We start from the raw sequence: 16,531 nt of genomic DNA, 5'->3' as shown, positions 1-16,531 counted from the left end.
CGGTGACGGCGGGCGGCTGCTGCTCGCGAGCCGCAGGCCTCGACCGTCCGCGGTTCGGTGTCATGACGCCCCCGCCCGGTGCCCTCCACCGCCCGGCGGACCTCGGCGACGACGCGCGGCACCGCGTCGACGACAGCCGGGCTCAGGCCCTCGCCGATCGAGAAGTCCACGCCCTCCACCGCGACGATTCACCTGGCCCGGCCGCGGGTGGGAGGTTCCCGCACCCTCTCCCCCGTTCCCGCCCACAGGCCCCGCCCTACCCGGACGGATGGTTCTGCCTGGACGCGGGCGACGAATGGAAGCCCGGCACGGTACGCACCCACAGGCTCAAGGACGAGGACGTGGCGCGCAGCTCAGCCCTCCCACGGCCCAGGGGCCCGTCGCCACCGTCCACCTCCAGTTCCGCGACAGTCCGCTGCCGCTCCTGGGGAACCTGGTCACGGAGTTGGAGGCGACCCCCTACGGACTCGGCGCGGACCGGGAGTAGGCCGTAGTGGAGAACGCCATCTCACTGGTCGGTACCGTCGCCTCGCCAATGGACTGCCCACCAGACCCGGCAGGCGCAGACGTTGCGCACCGCCGCCCGGCCGCCACCGGTTCGCACGGCGGGTGGGCCATCGCCGGAAGGTGTCCGGGCGGTCTGCCGCGGCGCTCTTCGGGTGATCCGGATCTGCCGGGCGTGCCGACGCCGTCGCCTGTGCGTTGGACGGGCGTATCCGCGTGTCGGCCGCCGTGGCCGGCCCCTGACTCTGGAGTGCGCTGTGAAGAAGTCCCCCGTGCGCCTTGCCGCCGTCGCCGTCCTGGCGTTCGCGGCGCTGGCCCCCTCCTCGGCCTCGGCCCAGGCGCCCGGTGCGCTGCTCCCGCCGCTCCAACTGCGCGGCGGGACGCCCTTCGACTACTGCCTGACCGATACCGCCGCCAAGGCCCTCTCCGACGCCGGCGTCACCTTCGACGCGGTCGCACCCGCGACACTGGTCACCCTGAACGGCCACCAGTGCATGCACTCGATGCTCGACAGCGGCGAGATCAACACCGACCTGTCCGGCCTCACCGGCCGGGCCCGAGGCGGCTTCGCCTTCCAACGCGACGGGCAGCGCTCCGAGTTCGCAAACCTGGAGCTGGCGATGAAGCTCGACCGCACCAGCGTCATCACCACCGAGCACCTCGGCCGGCGCATCGACACGCTCACCGTCACCGACGAGGGCATCAGGCTCTCCCTGACCAAGGTCAGCGCCGAGAACACCCCCGTCAACCTGGCCGCGCCGGCCGCGAACGCCCTCTCCCAGGAGTTCGGCACCAGTCCGCTCGCCACCGGGGAACAGCTCTTCTCCGCCACCCTCAGCTTCGACGTCCTCCAGGGACTCACCGGACTCAGCACCGGCCTGTAGGGCGGACGCGGTCTGGGCGGCCCGCGGAGGCCGCGCCCCTTGAAGCACCCGCCCCGGGTCAGCCGAGCGAGGATCCGGCTGCGCCGAGGGTGTCCCGCAGCCACTGCTCGACGCCTGCCACGTGCACCGTCGCCCAGGCGTGCGCGACGTCGGGGCGGCGGTGGGCGATGGCGTCGAGGATGGCGCGGTGCTGCTGGCGGGTCCGCTCGACCGCGCCTTCCTCGGTCAGCCCGCGCCAGATCCTCGCCCGGGCGGTCGGGCCGGACAGACCGTCGACGAGCGAGCACAGGACGGTGTTGCCCGAACCGGCCGCGATCCTGTGGTGGAACTCCAGGTCGTTGTCGATCAGCTCTTGCAGGGGGGCGTCGTCACGCAGGCTCTCCAGGACCTCTCCGAGCGCGGCGATGTCCTCGTCCGGCATCACTCGGGCGGCCATGGCCGCGGCGGCGGGCTCCAGGATGCGGCGGACCTCCAGGAACTCCAGCACCGAGTCGTCCTGGTGGAAGTCGACGACGAAGCCCAGCGCGTCCAGCAGCAGGTTGGGCTCCAGACTCGTCACGTACGTGCCGTCTCCCTGGCGTACGTCGAGCACCCGGATGAGCGAGAGAGCTTTCACCGCCTCACGCAGGGAGTTGCGCGACAGACCGAGCCGCTCGGCCAGGTCGGCCTCCTTGGGGAGTCGCGAACCGGGGCGCAGCTCACCACTGACGATCATGGCTTTGATCTTCTCGATCGCCGAGTCGGTGACTGGCACTCCGATGCCTCCCTGGTCCTGATCCCTGCAGCATAGTCTCCCCGACACCCACCCGGAGCTGGCCTTGATCGCGACAGGTCAAGACCATCCGGCACGTCCCTCCGCGGGCCGGCGCGGGGCGCCGAGCCCGTACACGCGGACCGCGTTGTGCCGGAACACCGCGTCCTCCTCCCCCGCGCTGAGCCCGTCCGCGAGGTGCCGGGTGATCCGGGCGACCTCGGCGTAGCCGGCCTCCAGGGTGCACACCGGCCAGTCGGAACCGAAGAGGAGCCGTTCCGGGCCGAAGGCCTCCAGGGCGGTGTCGGCGTAGGGCCTGAGGTCCGCCGTCCGCCACCGGCCGGGGGCGGCCTCGGTCACCAGGCCGGAAAGCTTTCCCACGGTGTTGGGCAGCGCGGCCAGGCGGCGCAGGTCCGCTGCCCAGGGGTCGAGCGCGCCGTCGGCGATCGGGGGCTTGCCGAGGTGGTCGAGGACGAACGTCAGGCCGGTGTGCCGGGCGGCCGCGAGGGCGGCGGCGGGCAGCTGGTGCGGCTTGACGACGAGGTCGTAGGCGAGACCGGCCTCGGCGACGGCGAGCAGGCCGCGCTGGACGTCGGGGCGCAGCAGCCACTCGGGGTCGGGCTCCTCCTGGACCTGGTGCCTGATGCCCACCAGTCTTTCCCCGCCGGGGAGTTCACGCAGGGTGGCGATCGCGTCGGCAACGCCGGGGGCGGTGAGGTCGGTCCAGCCGACGACGCCGGCGATCAGGTCGCTGCCGTCGGCCAGCGCCAGCAGTTCGGGGGTCTCCTCGGGGACGCAGACGGTCTGCACGACGACCGTGGCGACCACTCCGGCCGCCGCGGCTTCGGGGGCGAGGTCGGCGGCGGTGAAGGAGCGGGCCAGGGGAGCGAGGGCCTCGCCGCTGATCCAGGGCTGCGGCCGCGCGCCGAGGTCCCAGACGTGGTGGTGCGCGTCGACGATCTGACGTCCGGTCACAGTTCCCACACGGCCGGGAGCCCGGCCCCGGCGCCGGCGTTCGAGTAGTCGTGGCTGATGTCGAGCAGTTCGCCCATCCTCTCCTGCCAGGCGGTGTTGGCCGGGAGGTGCTCCAGTTCGGCGAGGAGCCGGGCGTAGTCCTCGCACTCCAGCAGGTGGAACAGCTCGCAACCGCTGCGCCAGATCGTCCACGAGGTGGCGCCGGCAGCCCGGATGGCTGCGACGAGTTCGGCGGGCACGTCCCGGTGGGCGGCCTCGTACTCGGCGATCCGGTCCGGGCGGAGGCGGGTGTGCAGGGCGACTCTCATGGCTGCTCCGGGTGGGTGGGGTGGTCGACGATGACGACGTGCAGGGTGCGGGGGCCGTGCACGCCCTCGACGCGGTCGAGTTCGATGTCGCTGGTGGCAGAAGGGCCCGAGATGAAGGTCAGCGGCAGCGCGGGGTCGAGGCGGGCGAGGGCGTCGGGGACGTCGGCGGCGATCTGTCCGGCGCGGATGACGCACAGATGGTAGTCGGGGACGAGGGTGAGGGCGCGGCGGCCCTGGCCCGGGCCGGTGTCGAGGACGATGGTCCCGGTGACGGCGATGCCGGCGGCGGCGAGGGTGCAGGCGCCGTCCAGGGCGTTCAGGGCCTGGGCGTCCAGCGGTTCCGGGTGCCACTGCCAGTCGCCGGGCGGCAGCAGCTCGACGGGAAAGCCGCTGGGCAGTGCCAGGTTGCTCGCCCCGGCTGCGGTGAGCGCGGCGGCGATGGCGGCCGGCAGGCCCGCCTGGTCGGTGCGGGTGACGTCCGCGCGGTAGTCGGCGACCCGCTCGGCGAACAGGGCGACGGTGTCCTCGCCCGGCTCGGTGTGGCTGCGGCGGTAGGTCCGGGGTACGGGGACGTCGTCGGACCGTTCGTCGGCGGGGACGTCGGCGAGCGCCGCCCGGATGCGGCCGAGAACCGCCTCACGGCTGCTCATCGTTCACCTTCCCTGTTCTTGCGCCACCAGGTGCGGAAGGACTCTGCCGGAGGTGCGGGGGTGTCGCGGGTGTCGGACCAGCCGTGCAAAGGGCCCGGCAGCCGGCCGATCCGCCCCTCCCTGGCGAGGGCCCTGCCGCCGAGCGCGGCGGCCTTCTGGGCCGCGGAGAGCAGGCGCGGGGAGTCGAGGACGGTGGCAGCGGCCTTCATGGCCAGCGCCTCGGCTCCCCGAGGCTTGCTCTCGACGGTCTTGGCCCGCAGGTGGGCCAGCACCTCCGGGATGTTGATCTTCACCGGGCAGGCGTCGTAGCAGGCGCCGCACAGGGTGGAGGCGAACGGCAGGGACGCCGCGTTCTCCACGCCGACCAGTTGCGGGGTGAGGACGGCGCCGATCGGTCCTGGGTAGACCGAGCCGTAGGCGTGGCCGCCGGTGCGCTCGAAGACGGGGCAGACGTTGAGGCAGGCCGAGCAGCGGATGCAGCCGAGTACCTGCCGTCCGACCTCGTCGGCGAGGGTGTCGGTGCGGCCGTTGTCGAGCAGCACCAGGTGGAACTCCCTGGGGCCGTCGCCGTCGGTGGTGCCGGTCCAGGTGGAGGTGTAGGGGTTCATCCGCTCACCGGTGGAGGAGCGGGGCAGCAGTTGGAGGAAGACCTCCAGGTCCTGCCAGGTCGGGACGGTCTTCTCGATGCCCATGACGGTGATGAGGGTTTCGGGCAGGGTGAGGCACATCCGGCCGTTGCCCTCGGACTCCACGACGACGACCGTGCCGGTGTCGGCGACGGCGAAGTTGGCGCCCGAGACGGCCACCTTGGCGGTGAGGAACTTCTCCCTCAGGTGCAGGCGGGCGGCTTCGGCGAGTTCGCGCGGGTCGTCGCCGAGGTTCTCCGGTGCGGGCTTCCCCCAGTGGGCCATTTCGGCGAGGAAGAGGTCGCGGATCTCGGTCCGGTTGCGGTGGATCGCGGGGACGAGGATGTGGGAGGGGCGGTCGTCGCCGAGTTGGACGATGAGTTCGGCGAGGTCCGTCTCGTAGGCGGTGATGCCGGCTTCGGCGAGGGCCTCGTTGAGGCCGATCTCCTGGGTCGCCATGGACTTGATCTTCACGACCTCGCGTTCGCCGGTGGCCCGCACGAGTTCGGTGACGATGCGGTTGGCCTCGGCGGCGTCCGAGGCCCAGTGCACGGTGCCGCCCGCGGCGGTGACGGCGGCCTCCAACTGGACGAGGTAGCGGTCGAGGTGGCGTGAGGTGCGGTTCTTGATCGCGGCGGCAGCGTCCCGCAGGTGCTCCCAGTCGTCCAACTCGGAGGCGACGGCCAGCCGCTTGTCGCGGATGGTGGTGGTGGCGCGTTTCAGATTGGCGCGCAGCCGGGTGTTGCCGAGCGCCTCGCGGGCGGCGTCGGGAAAGGACGGGGAACCGAGCCAGACGACGCCACGGCCGCCGGGCTTGCTCATCGTGCGGTTCCTTCGGTGGCGGCGAGGATCTCGGCCAGGTGCAGGGTCCGCACGGTCGCGCCCCGGCGGGACAGTCCGCCGCCGATGTGCATCAGGCAGGAGTTGTCGGCGGCGCACAGGACCTCGGCTCCGCTGTCCAGGACGGCGGCGTTCTTGTCGGCGAGCATCGCGGCGGAGGTGTCGGCGTTCTTCACGGCGAAGGTGCCGCCGAAGCCGCAGCAGGAGTCGGCCGCGGGCAGGTCGACCAGGTCGATGTCCTCGACGGCGCGCAGCAGCCGGTCCGGGCGGTCGCCGAGACGCAGGCCGCGCAGGGAGTGGCAGGTGGGGTGGTAGGCGACCCGGTGCGGGAAGCGGGCACCGACGTCCGTGACGCCGAGCACGTCGGTCAGGAACTCGGTGAACTCGTGCACCCGGGGCACCAGTTCGGTGACCTGTCGGAGGAGCGAGGCGGTGCCGTGCCGTTCGGCGAGCAGGGGGTGGTTGTCACGGACCATCCCGGCGCAGGAGGCGGACGGCGTGACCACGGCGTCGTAGTCGGCGAAGGCCCGGACGAAGCGGGTCACCAGCGGGACGGCGTCGGGGCGGTAGCCGGTATTGAAGTGCATCTGGCCGCAGCAGGTCTGTTCCTGGGGGAACTCGACACGGTGGCCGAGCCGCTCCAGCACCGTCACCACCGCGCGGCCGGTGTCGGGGAAGAGGGTGTCGTTGAAGCAGGTGATGAACAGGGCGATGCGCATCAGCTCACCTCCCCGGGGGTCGGGACGTCCGCGGGAAGCAGTCCGCGGTGCTTGAGCTCGGCCCAGAGCGCCGCCGGAACGGGGTGGTCGAGCATGGCGGCGGCGTCCCGGGCCTCGCCGGCGCTGCGGGTGCCGACCAGCACGCTCGCCACCGCCGGATGCCCGAACGGGAACTTCAGGGCGGCGGCGCGCAGCGGGACGCCGTGCCGCTCGCAGACGGCCCTGAGGTCGGTGGCCCTGGTGAGCAGGTCTGTGGGGGCCGCGGTGTAGTCGAAGGTGGCGCCGGGCCGCGGGTCGGCGAGCAGGCCGGAGTTGAAGACGCCGCCGATCACGACGCCGACGCCGCGCCGGTGGGCCAGGGGCAGCAGTTCCGCAAGGCCCTGCTGGTCGAGGAGGCTGTAGCGGCCGGCGAGCAGGACGGCGTCGAGGTCGGTCTCGCGGATGAACCGGGCGGGCAGCCCGGCCTGGTTCATGCCGACGCCGATCGCTCCCAGGACGCCTTCGGCGCGCAGGCGTTCGAGTTCCGGGTAGGCCTCGGTGAGTGCCTGTTCGGCGTGGTCGTCGGGGTCGTGCAGGTACGCGATGTCGATCCGGTCGAGGCCGAGCCGGTCCAGGCTGTCCTCGATGGAGCGGCGCACGCCCCGGGCGCTGAAGTCCCAGACGCGGTGGTGGGTGGCGGGCACGGCGAAGCCGTTGGCCAGGTCGTCGCCGTCGCCGGAGGGGGCCGGCTCCAGCAGGCGTCCGACCTTTGTGGAGATCGTGTACTGGTCCCGGGGGAACGCGCGCAGGGCGGCGCCGAGTCGCCGCTCGGACAGGCCCAGGCCGTAGTGCGGGGCGGTGTCGAAGTACCGTACGCCGCACTCCCAGGCGGCGGTGACGGCCTGTTCGGCCTGCTCGTCGGTGACCGGGGTGAACAGGTTGCCGATGCCGGCGGCGCCGAAGGCGAGTTCGGTCACCTGGGCCCTGCTGCGGCCGAGGGGGTGGTGGCGCGGCTTCACGGGCGTGGCTCCGGTCGCAGGCGCAGGCCGGCCATGCCGCCGTCGACGGCGAGCGCGGTGCCCGTGACGCTGGCGGCGGCCGGGGAGGCGAGGTAGGCGATGGCGGCGGCGACCTCCTCGGCGGTGACCAGCCGGCCGGTGGGCTGGCGGGCGTTCAGTGCGGAGCGCTCGGCGGCCGGGTCGTCGGCCGCGTCGAGCAGCCGTCCGACCCACGGGGTGTCGACGGTGCCCGGGTTGACGCAGTTGACCCGGATGCCTTCGCGGACGTGGTCGGCTGCCATGGCCAGGGTGAGCGAGTGGACGGCGCCCTTGCTCGCCGAGTACAGCGCGCGCTGGGGCAGTCCGGCCGTGGCGGCGATGGAGCAGGTGTTGACCACCGAGGCGGAGTCGGAGCGGCGCAGGTGGGGCAGGGCGGCGCGGGTGGTGCGGACGATGCCGAGCACGTTGACGTCCAGGACGTGGTGCCACTGCTCGTCCGAGTTGTCCTCCACGGTTCCGGCGGCGCCGATGCCGGCGTTGTTGACCAGGATGTCGATCCCGCCGAGCGCCTCGGCCGCCGCCTGGACGGCCTCGCGTACGGAGCGGTCATCGGCGACGTCGGCGGTGAAGCCGCGCAGCGGGGCGCGGACGCCGCTCGGGTCGAGGTCGAGGACGGCGACGTCCGCTCCGCGTGCGCCGAGCAACCGGGCGGTGGCCAGTCCGATGCCGGAGGCACCGCCGGTGACCAGGGCGGTGAGCCCGTCGAGGTCGGTCGTCATGAGCGCTCCTCCTTGTCGCCGCCGGCCAGGTCGGCTGCCCAGAACGTGCCGTCGGGGTAGGTGTAGGTGTCGATGGCGGCCTGGTGCATGGTGGCGGAGAACCCGGGCACGGTGGGTGCCCGGTAGCGGCCGCCGTCGATGACCACGGGGTCGAGGAAGTGCTGGTGGAGGTGGTCGACGTACTCGATGACGCGGTCCTCGGTGGTGCCGGAGAGCGCGACGTAGTCGAACATCGACAGGTGCTGGACGAGTTCGCACAGGCCCACGCCGCCGGCGTGCGGGCACACGGGGACGCCGAACCTGGCGGCGAGCAGCAGGATGGCGAGGTTCTCGTTCACGCCGGCCACCCGGGCCGAGTCCAGTTGGAGGACGTCGATGGCGCCGGCCTGGAGCAGCTGTTTGAAGACGATGCGGTTCTGCACGTGCTCGCCGGTGGCGACCTTGACGGGGTGGACACCGCGCCGGACGGTGGCGTGGCCGAGCACGTCGTCCGGGCTGGTCGGCTCCTCGATCCAGTAGGGGTCGAACTCGGCGAGCTGGTTCGTCCACTCGATCGCCTCGGCGACGTTCCAGCGCTGGTTGGCGTCGATCGCCATCCGGATGTCCGGACCGACGGCCTCGCGGGCGGCGCGGCAGCGGCGGATGTCGTCCTCCAGGTCCGCGCCGACCTTCAGCTTGATCTGGGTGAAGCCGTCGGCCACCGCCTCCTTGGCGAGGCGGGTGAGCTTCTCGTCGCTGTAGCCGAGCCAGCCGGGCGAGGTGGTGTAGGCGGGGTAGCCGCGGCGCAGGAGTTCGGCGGCCCGCCCGGGTGCGCCCTGTCTGCCCTTGCGCAGCAGTTCGAGGGCCTCATCAGGCGTCAGCGCGTCGGCGATGTAGCGGAAGTCGACCTGGGACACCAGCCATGCGGGGTCGGCGTCGGCCAGCAGCTGCCACAGCGGCTTGCCCTCACGCTTGGCGGCGAGGTCCCAGACGGCGTTGACGACGGCTCCGATCGCCATGTGCATCACGCCCTTCTCGGGTCCGAGCCAGCGCAGCTGGCTGTCACCGATCAGGTCGCGGTACAGGGAGCCGGGGTCGGCGCACAGCTGGGCGACGGACCGTCCGACGACGTGCGGGCGCAGCGCGTCGATGGCGGCGACCTGGACGTCGTTGCCGCGACCGATGGTGAAGGTGAACCCGTGGCCCTCGTGGCCGCCCGCGGAGGCGCGCAGGACGACGTAGGCGGCGGAGTAGTCGGGGTCGGGATTCATGGCGTCGGACCCGTCCAGCTCCCGCGAGGTGGGGAAGCGGATGTCGTAGGTGTCGACGGCGGTGATCCGCGCTGTGGTTGCGGACAACGTGGTGCCTTTCAGGCGTTGGAGAAGGTCTGGCGCTGGGTGCCGAGGCCGTCGATGGCCAGTTCGACGGTGTCGCCCGCGCGCAGGTAGGGGGTGCCGGGCAGCCCCAGGGCCACGCCGGCCGGGGTGCCGGTGTTGATGACGTCTCCGGGCCGCAGCACCATGTACTGGCTGAGGTACCAGACCAGGTACGGGACGTCAAAGATCATGTTCTTGGTGCTGCCGCTCTGCCGCTGCTCGCCGTTGACGGCCAGACGAAGGCCGAGGGCCTGCACGTCGCCGGCCTCGTCCGGGGTGACCAGCCAGGGGCCGAGCGGGTTGAAGGTCTCACAGGACTTGCCGAGGTCCCACTGCCCGGAGTACTCGAGCTGGAACTCCCGCTCGGACACGTCGTTGCTGATCGCGTAGCCCGCGACATGGGCGAGGGCCTGTCGGGGCGAGTCCAGGTAGCGGGCCTCGCGGCCGATCACGACCGCGAGTTCGACCTCCCAGTCGGTCTTGGCCGAGCCTCGCGGGATCAGCACCTGGTCACAGGGACCGACCACGGCGGACGGGTCCTTCATGAAGACCACCGGCCGGGCGGGGACGGCAGCGCCGGTCTCCTCGGCGTGGTCGCGGTAGTTGAGGCCGATGCAGACGACCTTGCCCGGCCGGGCGACGGGGGCGCCGATCCGCAGGCCGACCGGGTCGATCGCAGGGAGCTCTCCGGCAGCCAGGGCGGCGCGAACGCGGTCGATCCCGTCCGAGGCGAGGAACGCCCCGTCGATGTCACCGGTCAGGCCCGAGAGCGCGAAGACCCGGCCGTCGTCGCCGAGGGCTGCCGGAGCCTCTTCTCCCGCCGGTCCGATCCGCATGAGCTTCATGCCATGGCTCCTGTCATAGGTCTGCGGGCCGGGGTTCTTCACCGGGCCGACACATCGGATGAATCCTCGACGCCCTGACCATACGAGTGTCGGCCACGCACCGCAAGAAGTCCTCCGATGTCTGTCGGCGCCCGTCGGGGTCAGGAGCCGAACATCTCCTAACTGTTCATCAAATCTCCAGCTCAGAGAGGAGATGACAGCTCGTTATCATCCAACATGGAGGCCCGGACGTTACGGTTGAGATTCGCCCGAGGTTTCCCTATTGTCAGTCACGTGCCAAGCTCGTATGGTCCTCGTGATCGCAAGCCATCCGATGACTGCGGGGAGCACGATCCAGCGCGCCTGCCACGACCCGCCGCATCCATGGCCTCCCTCCTGGATGACGGCCGGGAGGGGAGGTCCGGCTCAACCACCCCCGCTTCACCTCCCGGGGGGACAGGCCTCTCCGCCTCCCGCCACACCGGCTCCCCACCCTCGCAGGGGAGCCCGGACATCCCAGCCAAGGAGATCAGCACCATGAAGCCTCGCTCCTCCAGAATCGCGGCCACGGCCGCCGCCGTAGTCGTCCTGGCGGGGGCCGCCACGGCCTGCAACCGCGGCAGCACGACGGACTCCGCCGCCGGCGGCAAGCCGGCGCTCGGGATCGACCTGCCGCGTGCGGACTCCGACTTCTGGAACTCCTACGCGCAGTACATCAAGCAGGACGCCTCCGCCCAGGGCCTCAACACCCTGCCGGTGAGCAACTCGCAGAACGACGTCACCAAGCTGGTCGCCAACGTCCAGGTCTTCCAGAACACCGGCGCCAAGGCCGTCGTCATGGCCCCGCAGGACACCGGCGCGATCGCCTCCACCCTCGACCAGCTGACCGCCAAGAAGATCCCCGTGGTCAGCATCGACACCCGCCCCGACAAGGGGAACGTCTACATGGTGGTGCGCGCCGACAACAAGGCGTACGGCACCAAGGCCTGTGAGTTCCTCGGCCAGCAGCTCGGCGGCAAGGGCAAGGTCGCCGAACTCCAGGGCGCGCTGAGCTCCGTCAACGGCCGCGACCGCTCCGAGGCCTTCGCCGCCTGCATGAAGGAGAAGTTCCCCGACATCCTGGTGATCGAGCTGGCCACCGACTGGAAGGGCGACGTCGCCTCCGCCAAGCTCCAGTCCACCCTCGCCGCCAACCCGGACCTGGGCGGCGTCTACCTGCAGGCCGGCGGTGTCTTCCTGCAGCCCACCATCGCCCTGCTCCAGCAGAAGGGCCTGCTCAAGCCCGCCGGCCAGCCCGGTCACATCGCCATCGTCTCCAACGACGGCATCCCGCAGGAGTTCGACGCGATCCGCAAGGGCGACATCGACGCGACCGTCTCCCAGCCCGCCGACCTCTACGCCAAGTACGCGCTGTTCTACGCGCAGGCCGCGGCCGAGGGCAAGACCTTCCAACCCGGTGCCACCGACCACCAGTCGACCATCATCTCCCTGCCCAACGGCCTGGAGGACCAGCTCCCCGCTCCCCTGGTCACCAAGGAGAACGTCGACGACAAGTCCCTCTGGGGCAACGGCGTAGGCAAGTAGCCCACCGACCCCTCGTGCGTGGCGGCCCGGACCCCCCTTCCCGGGCCGCCACGCACGGATCCTGCGGAAAGGACGTCCCCGCCATGGCGGACCCCAGCCCCGTCCGGGGCCCCGTCGTCGAGGCTGACGGGATCAGCAAGCGCTTCGGCGCCACCGTCGCCCTCAGCGACGCCCGCATCTCGGTCGCGCCCGGCGAGTCGCACGCCCTGGTAGGGCGCAACGGCGCGGGCAAGTCCACGCTCGTGTCGATCCTCACCGGCCTGCAGAACCCCGACACCGGCACCCTGCGCTTCGACGGCGAGCAGGCCCCGGCCCCCGGTGACACCGACGCCTGGCGGTCCAGGGTCGCCTGCGTCTACCAGCGCTCCACCATCATCCCCGCGCTGACCGTCGCCGAGAACCTCTTCCTGGACAGGCAGAGCAAAGGCGCCCTGCGCCCGATCAGCTGGAAACAGCTGCGCGGCCGCGCTACCGAGTTGCTCGCCGAGTACGGCGTGGACGTCGCCCCGACCGCGCGCGCCGAGGACCTGAGTGTCGAGCAGCGCCAGTTCGTCGAGATCGCCCGGGCGCTGTCCTTCGGGGCCCGCTTCATCATCCTGGACGAGCCCACCGCCAAGCTCGACGCGCGCGGCATCGAGCGGCTCTTCGACAAGCTGCGCTCACTGCAGGAACAGGGCGTCGCCTTCCTGTTCATCTCCCATCACCTGCAGGAGGTCTACGACCTCTGCACCACCGTCACGGTCTACCGCGACGCCCGGCACATCATCACCGCGCCAGTCGCCGAACTCGACCAGCAGGCCCTGGTGGAGGCGATGACCGGCGAGAGCTCCCGGGACAGCGGGCCCGCCTGGTCGGTGACCGGCCGGACGCGCCCCGACGGTGCCCCGCTGCTGGACGTCTCGGGCCTGAGCCTGGCCGGCGCCTACCAGGACTTCTCCCTGACCGCGCACGCCGGCGAGGTCGTGGGCCTGGCCGGCGCGGCCGCCAGCGGCAACGTCCGGCTCGGCGAGACCATCGCCGGTCTGCACCGCCCGCAGGCCGGCACGATCACCGTCGCGGGCCGCCCGGTGCGCACCGGGCGCGTTCCCGCCGCTCTCGCGGCCGGCATCGGGTTCGTGCCCGAGGACCGGCACATCCAGGGCCTCATCCCGCAGCGCAGTGTCGCCGAGAACGCCACCCTGACCGTCACCGACCAGCTCGGGCCCTTCGGCACGGTGCTGCCCTCCCGTACCCGGGCCTTCGCCGAACGGATGATCGGCGACCTCGACATCAAGACACCCGGCCCCTCGGCCCCGGTGTCCGCGCTGTCCGGCGGCAACCAGCAGAAGGTGGTCATCGCGCGGGCCCTGGCCACCGAGCCGCACGTCCTGGTGGCCATCCGGCCCACCAACGGCGTCGACGTCAAATCCAAGGAGTCCCTGCTCGGCACCGTCCGCGAGGTCGCCGACGCCGGGAGGAGCGCTCTGATCGTGTCCGACGAACTCGACGACCTGCGGGTCTGCGACCGCGTCCTGGCCATGTTCCACGGCCGCGTCGTCGCCGAGTTCGAGCACGGCTGGAGCGACGAACAGCTGGTCGCAGCCATGGAGGGCATGTCCGGCCCGACCGACACGAAGGAACGCAATGTCTCCCACCACTGAGGTCAGCCCGCGCGCGGCCACCGCCGGCACCGCACCGGCCGGCCGGCGCTTCGACCTCGCCCGCTACCGCGACCTGTCGCTCGTACCGGTCCTGCTCGTCCTCGGCGTCATCGGCTTCGTCGTCTCACCCGCCTTCCTCACCTCCGACAACCTCCTCGGCGTCGGCCAGCAGGCCACCGAACTGAGCCTGCTGGTGCTGGCCGAGGCGCTGATCCTGATCGTCGGCCGGATGGACCTGTCCCTGGAATCCACGATCGGCGTGGCCCCCGTCATCGCCGTCTGGCTGGTCCTCCCCGACCACGGCGCGCGCTTCAACGGCCTCGGGCTCCTGCCCTCCTGGACGGCCATCCCGCTGTGCCTGGCCGTCGGCGCGCTGATCGGGGCGATCAACGGGTTCCTGATCCTCAAGCTGCGCCTCAACGGCTTCATCGTCACCCTCGGCGCGCTCACCCTGCTCCGCGGCCTCCAGGTCGCGATCTCCCAGGGCCAGTCGATCGTCAACCTGCCCGGCTCCTTCACCTACCTCGGCAGCACCAGCTGGCTCGGCGTCCCCGCGGCGATCTGGATCTGCGCCCTGCTCTTCCTGGCCGGCGGCTGTGCCCTCGCCTGGCTCCGCCACGGCCGCGCCCTGTACGCGATCGGCGGCAACTCCGAGGCCGCCCGCGCCGCCGGCATCCGGGTCGACCGGATCACCTGGACCGTGCTGATCCTCGGCGGCCTGCTGGCCGCCTTCGCCGGCGTCCTCTACACCGGCCACTACGGCTCCATCTCCGCCGACCAGGGCAACGGGTGGATCTTCCAGGTCTTCGCCGCCACCGTCATCGGCGGCGTCAGCCTCAACGGCGGCCGCGGCACCCTCTTCGGCGCCCTGACCGGTGTGCTGACCCTCCAGCTCGTGGTCAACGTCATGACCCTCGCGGGCGTGCCGCCGCTGTGGAACCAGTTCCTCAACGGCGCGATCATCATCGTCGCGCTGATCATCTCCCGCTTCGCCTCGGGCGAGAAACAGGAGTGACGGGGTCCCCCGGCCCGAGAGCCACCGAAGCGACGCGACCAGCTCCGCGGGAACCGGTCGCGCCGCTTCGGCCTCCCCTGCCCCGCCCCCTCGACCGACCAGCACTCCCATGCCCGCACGCAGGAGGCGAACACCATGGCGGTGACCGACCAGGCCATCGAGAAGATCAAGGAAATGATCGTCTCCGGCGCCCTGCTGCCCGGCGCGCGACTCCCCAACGAGGCCGACCTCGCCGACCAGCTCGGGCTGTCCCGCAACTCGCTGCGCGAGGCCGTCCGGGCGCTCACCGCGATGCGGATCCTCGTCCCCCGGCAGGGCGACGGCACCTACGTCTCCGGCCTGGAGCCACACCTCCTGCTGGAAGCCATGGCCTTCGCCTCCGACGTCTCCCACGGGCACACGGCCCGGCAACTCCTCCAGGTGCGGCGCCTGCTGGAGCCGCAGGTCACCGCCCTCGCCGCCGGCCTGCTCACCGACGACCACCTGCGAACGCTGCGGGCCGTCCTCGACCAGAGCGCCGCGGCTGCCGGCATCGAGGAGTTCATCGAGCTCGACATCGAGTTCCACCGCACCATCGCCGATGCCGTCGGCAACCCCGTGCTGTCCACCCTGCTCGGCATCCTCTCCACCCACACCCAGCGGCTGCGCATCGTGCGCGGTACGCACAACGCCTCTGCCCGCGAGCAGGCCCACCGCGAACACGAGGCCATCTGGCGGGCCCTGGTCGACCACGACGCCGTCCTGGCCGCCAGTGCCAGCACCGTGCACGTCGCCGCCGTCGAGGACTGGCTGGCCGCCGGCACCGGCCCCCCGGACCTCGACCCCCCGGACCTCGACGCCATCGCCTGACGGCGACGTGCCGAATCCCGCACATCCGTTCCCCTCCCCCTCAGCGCGCAAGACCCCCACGACCCAGGACGGTCTGACACATGAAGAGCCGAACCATCCGGACCACCTGCACGGGCTGCATCGCCGTGTTGCTCGCCGGCTGCCTCACCGCCTGCGGTGGCACTGATGACCCCGGCAACTCCCGCCCCCAGATCGGCATCGACATCCCCCGCGCCGACTCCGACTTCTGGAAGGCGTACGCGAAGTACCTCCAGCAGGAGATCAACGACCAGCAGCTGAGTGTCCTGCCCCCGACCCGTTCGAACGGCGACGACGCGACGTTCACCGCCAACGTCCAGTCGCTGGCCGCCCGACACCCCAAGTCCATCGTCATGGCGCCGCAGAACACCATGACCACCGATTCGACACTCTCCGAGTTGTTCCGTGCCAACATCCACACGATCAGCGTGGACACCGAACCGGAGCACGGCAGCGTCTACATGGTGGTCCGCACCGACAACAAGACGTACGGCACCAAAGCCTGCGAGTTCCTCGGCAAGCAGCTCGGTGGCAAGGGCAAGGTGGCCGAGCTCCAGGGCGCACTGACCTCCATCAACGGATACGAACGCTCCGAGGGATTCGCCGCCTGCATGAAACGCAACTACCCCGGTATCCAGGTGATCGCGCTGCCCACCGACTGGAAGGGCGACATCGCCTCCGCCAAGCTCCAGTCCACCCTCGCCGCCAACCGGGACCTGAACGGCATCTACCTGCAGGCCGGCGGCGTCTTCCTCCAGCCCACCCTCGACCTCCTACGCCAGAAAGGCCTGCTCAAGCCCGCCGGCCAGCCCGGCCACATCACCATCGTCTCCAACGACGGCATCCCGCAGGAGTTCGACGCGATCCGCAAGGGCGACATCGACGCGACCGTCTCCCAGCCCGCCGACCTCTACGCCAAGTACGCCCTGTACTACGCCAAGGCCGCTGCCGAAGGCAGGAAATTCCAACCCGGGCCCACCGACCACCAGTCGACCATCATCACCCTGCCCAACGGCCTGGAGGACCAGCTCCCCGCTCCCCTGGTCACCAAGGAGAACGTCGACGACCCGTCGCTCTGGGCCAACCACGCCGCGGGCTGACCGAGGCGGGCCCCGGAACCAGGCCGGCATCCACCGCAACAACGGGACGACGGGACTCCGGTCTGTGCACCACCACTGATCGCTCCCCCACCCACCCCCGCTGAAGGGCCGCACCGTACGAAGTGCACCGGTG

The 16,531-nt window shown here is 71.5% G+C and carries 16 protein-coding genes; 6 read left to right on the top strand and 10 right to left on the bottom strand.

Annotated elements, in window-relative coordinates; translation table 11 throughout:
• Positions 1 to 761 precede the first annotated feature (761 nt).
• Entirely contained in the window at positions 762 to 1,388 is a 627-nt protein-coding gene (locus tag AB0O82_RS07740; RefSeq protein WP_363581233.1) for a hypothetical protein, read from the top strand.
• A gap of 58 nt (positions 1,389 to 1,446) precedes the next feature.
• Here AB0O82_RS07740 and AB0O82_RS07735 read toward each other — a convergent pair whose 3' ends face one another.
• The 10 genes from AB0O82_RS07735 to AB0O82_RS07690 all read right to left on the bottom strand — a co-directional run bounded on the left by AB0O82_RS07735 (position 1,447) and on the right by AB0O82_RS07690 (position 10,213).
• The gene (locus AB0O82_RS07735) at positions 1,447 to 2,142 is read right to left on the bottom strand and encodes a FadR/GntR family transcriptional regulator (RefSeq protein ID WP_363581231.1); all 696 of its coding nucleotides are present in this window, start codon (positions 2,140 to 2,142) and stop codon (positions 1,447 to 1,449) included.
• Positions 2,143 to 2,220: 78 nt separating this feature from the next.
• A complete protein-coding gene (locus AB0O82_RS07730; protein WP_363581229.1) occupies positions 2,221 to 3,114 on the bottom strand; it encodes an amidohydrolase family protein in 894 nt (297 codons plus the stop codon).
• Entirely contained in the window at positions 3,111 to 3,422 is a 312-nt protein-coding gene (locus AB0O82_RS07725) for an L-rhamnose mutarotase (protein WP_363581227.1), read from the bottom strand. The genes AB0O82_RS07730 and AB0O82_RS07725 overlap by 4 nt, the downstream gene beginning before the upstream one ends.
• Complete coding sequence (locus tag AB0O82_RS07720; protein ID WP_363581225.1) at positions 3,419 to 4,072, bottom strand: LUD domain-containing protein; 654 nt, start codon at positions 4,070 to 4,072, stop codon at positions 3,419 to 3,421. Before AB0O82_RS07720 ends, AB0O82_RS07725 begins: the two co-directional genes overlap by 4 nt.
• Entirely contained in the window at positions 4,069 to 5,520 is a 1,452-nt protein-coding gene (locus AB0O82_RS07715; protein ID WP_363581223.1) for a LutB/LldF family L-lactate oxidation iron-sulfur protein, read from the bottom strand. Before AB0O82_RS07715 ends, AB0O82_RS07720 begins: the two co-directional genes overlap by 4 nt.
• Positions 5,517 to 6,257: a (Fe-S)-binding protein gene (locus tag AB0O82_RS07710; RefSeq protein WP_363581221.1), complete on the bottom strand. Its 741-nt coding sequence runs from the start codon at positions 6,255 to 6,257 to the stop codon at positions 5,517 to 5,519. The genes AB0O82_RS07715 and AB0O82_RS07710 overlap by 4 nt, the downstream gene beginning before the upstream one ends.
• Entirely contained in the window at positions 6,257 to 7,255 is a 999-nt protein-coding gene (locus tag AB0O82_RS07705; protein WP_363581219.1) for an aldo/keto reductase, read from the bottom strand. Before AB0O82_RS07705 ends, AB0O82_RS07710 begins: the two co-directional genes overlap by 1 nt.
• Positions 7,252 to 8,013 carry an SDR family oxidoreductase gene (locus tag AB0O82_RS07700; protein ID WP_363581217.1) on the bottom strand — a complete coding sequence of 254 codons (762 nt, stop codon included), beginning with the start codon at positions 8,011 to 8,013 and terminating at the stop codon, positions 7,252 to 7,254. The genes AB0O82_RS07705 and AB0O82_RS07700 overlap by 4 nt, the downstream gene beginning before the upstream one ends.
• Positions 8,010 to 9,350: an L-fuconate dehydratase gene (locus AB0O82_RS07695; protein WP_363581215.1), complete on the bottom strand. Its 1,341-nt coding sequence runs from the start codon at positions 9,348 to 9,350 to the stop codon at positions 8,010 to 8,012. Before AB0O82_RS07695 ends, AB0O82_RS07700 begins: the two co-directional genes overlap by 4 nt.
• Before the next feature lie 11 nt (positions 9,351 to 9,361).
• Positions 9,362 to 10,213: a fumarylacetoacetate hydrolase family protein gene (locus AB0O82_RS07690; RefSeq protein WP_363581213.1), complete on the bottom strand. Its 852-nt coding sequence runs from the start codon at positions 10,211 to 10,213 to the stop codon at positions 9,362 to 9,364.
• A 516-nt stretch (positions 10,214 to 10,729) separates the two neighbouring features.
• Between AB0O82_RS07690 and AB0O82_RS07685 the strand changes: the two genes are divergently transcribed.
• The 5 genes from AB0O82_RS07685 to AB0O82_RS07665 all read left to right on the top strand — a co-directional run bounded on the left by AB0O82_RS07685 (position 10,730) and on the right by AB0O82_RS07665 (position 16,398).
• A complete protein-coding gene (locus AB0O82_RS07685; protein ID WP_363581211.1) occupies positions 10,730 to 11,776 on the top strand; it encodes a sugar ABC transporter substrate-binding protein in 1,047 nt (348 codons plus the stop codon).
• A gap of 83 nt (positions 11,777 to 11,859) precedes the next feature.
• Positions 11,860 to 13,416, top strand: coding sequence for a sugar ABC transporter ATP-binding protein (locus tag AB0O82_RS07680; protein ID WP_363581209.1), 1,557 nt, complete (start codon positions 11,860 to 11,862; stop codon positions 13,414 to 13,416).
• Positions 13,400 to 14,431: an ABC transporter permease gene (locus AB0O82_RS07675; protein WP_363581207.1), complete on the top strand. Its 1,032-nt coding sequence runs from the start codon at positions 13,400 to 13,402 to the stop codon at positions 14,429 to 14,431. Before AB0O82_RS07680 ends, AB0O82_RS07675 begins: the two co-directional genes overlap by 17 nt.
• Before the next feature lie 135 nt (positions 14,432 to 14,566).
• Positions 14,567 to 15,280 carry a FadR/GntR family transcriptional regulator gene (locus AB0O82_RS07670; RefSeq protein ID WP_363581205.1) on the top strand — a complete coding sequence of 238 codons (714 nt, stop codon included), beginning with the start codon at positions 14,567 to 14,569 and terminating at the stop codon, positions 15,278 to 15,280.
• Positions 15,281 to 15,360: 80 nt separating this feature from the next.
• On the top strand, positions 15,361 to 16,398 hold the full coding sequence (locus tag AB0O82_RS07665) for a sugar ABC transporter substrate-binding protein (RefSeq protein WP_363581203.1): 1,038 nt from the start codon (positions 15,361 to 15,363) through the stop codon (positions 16,396 to 16,398).
• Positions 16,399 to 16,531: the final 133 nt, after the last annotated feature.

Origin of the sequence: Kitasatospora sp. NPDC088264 (genome assembly GCF_040685715.1) — a bacterium.
In the GTDB taxonomy this organism is placed as follows: Bacteria; Actinomycetota; Actinomycetes; order Streptomycetales; family Streptomycetaceae; genus Kitasatospora.
Note: the sequence above shows the minus strand (reverse complement) of the source record. Positions and strands in the feature narration are given on the sequence as shown.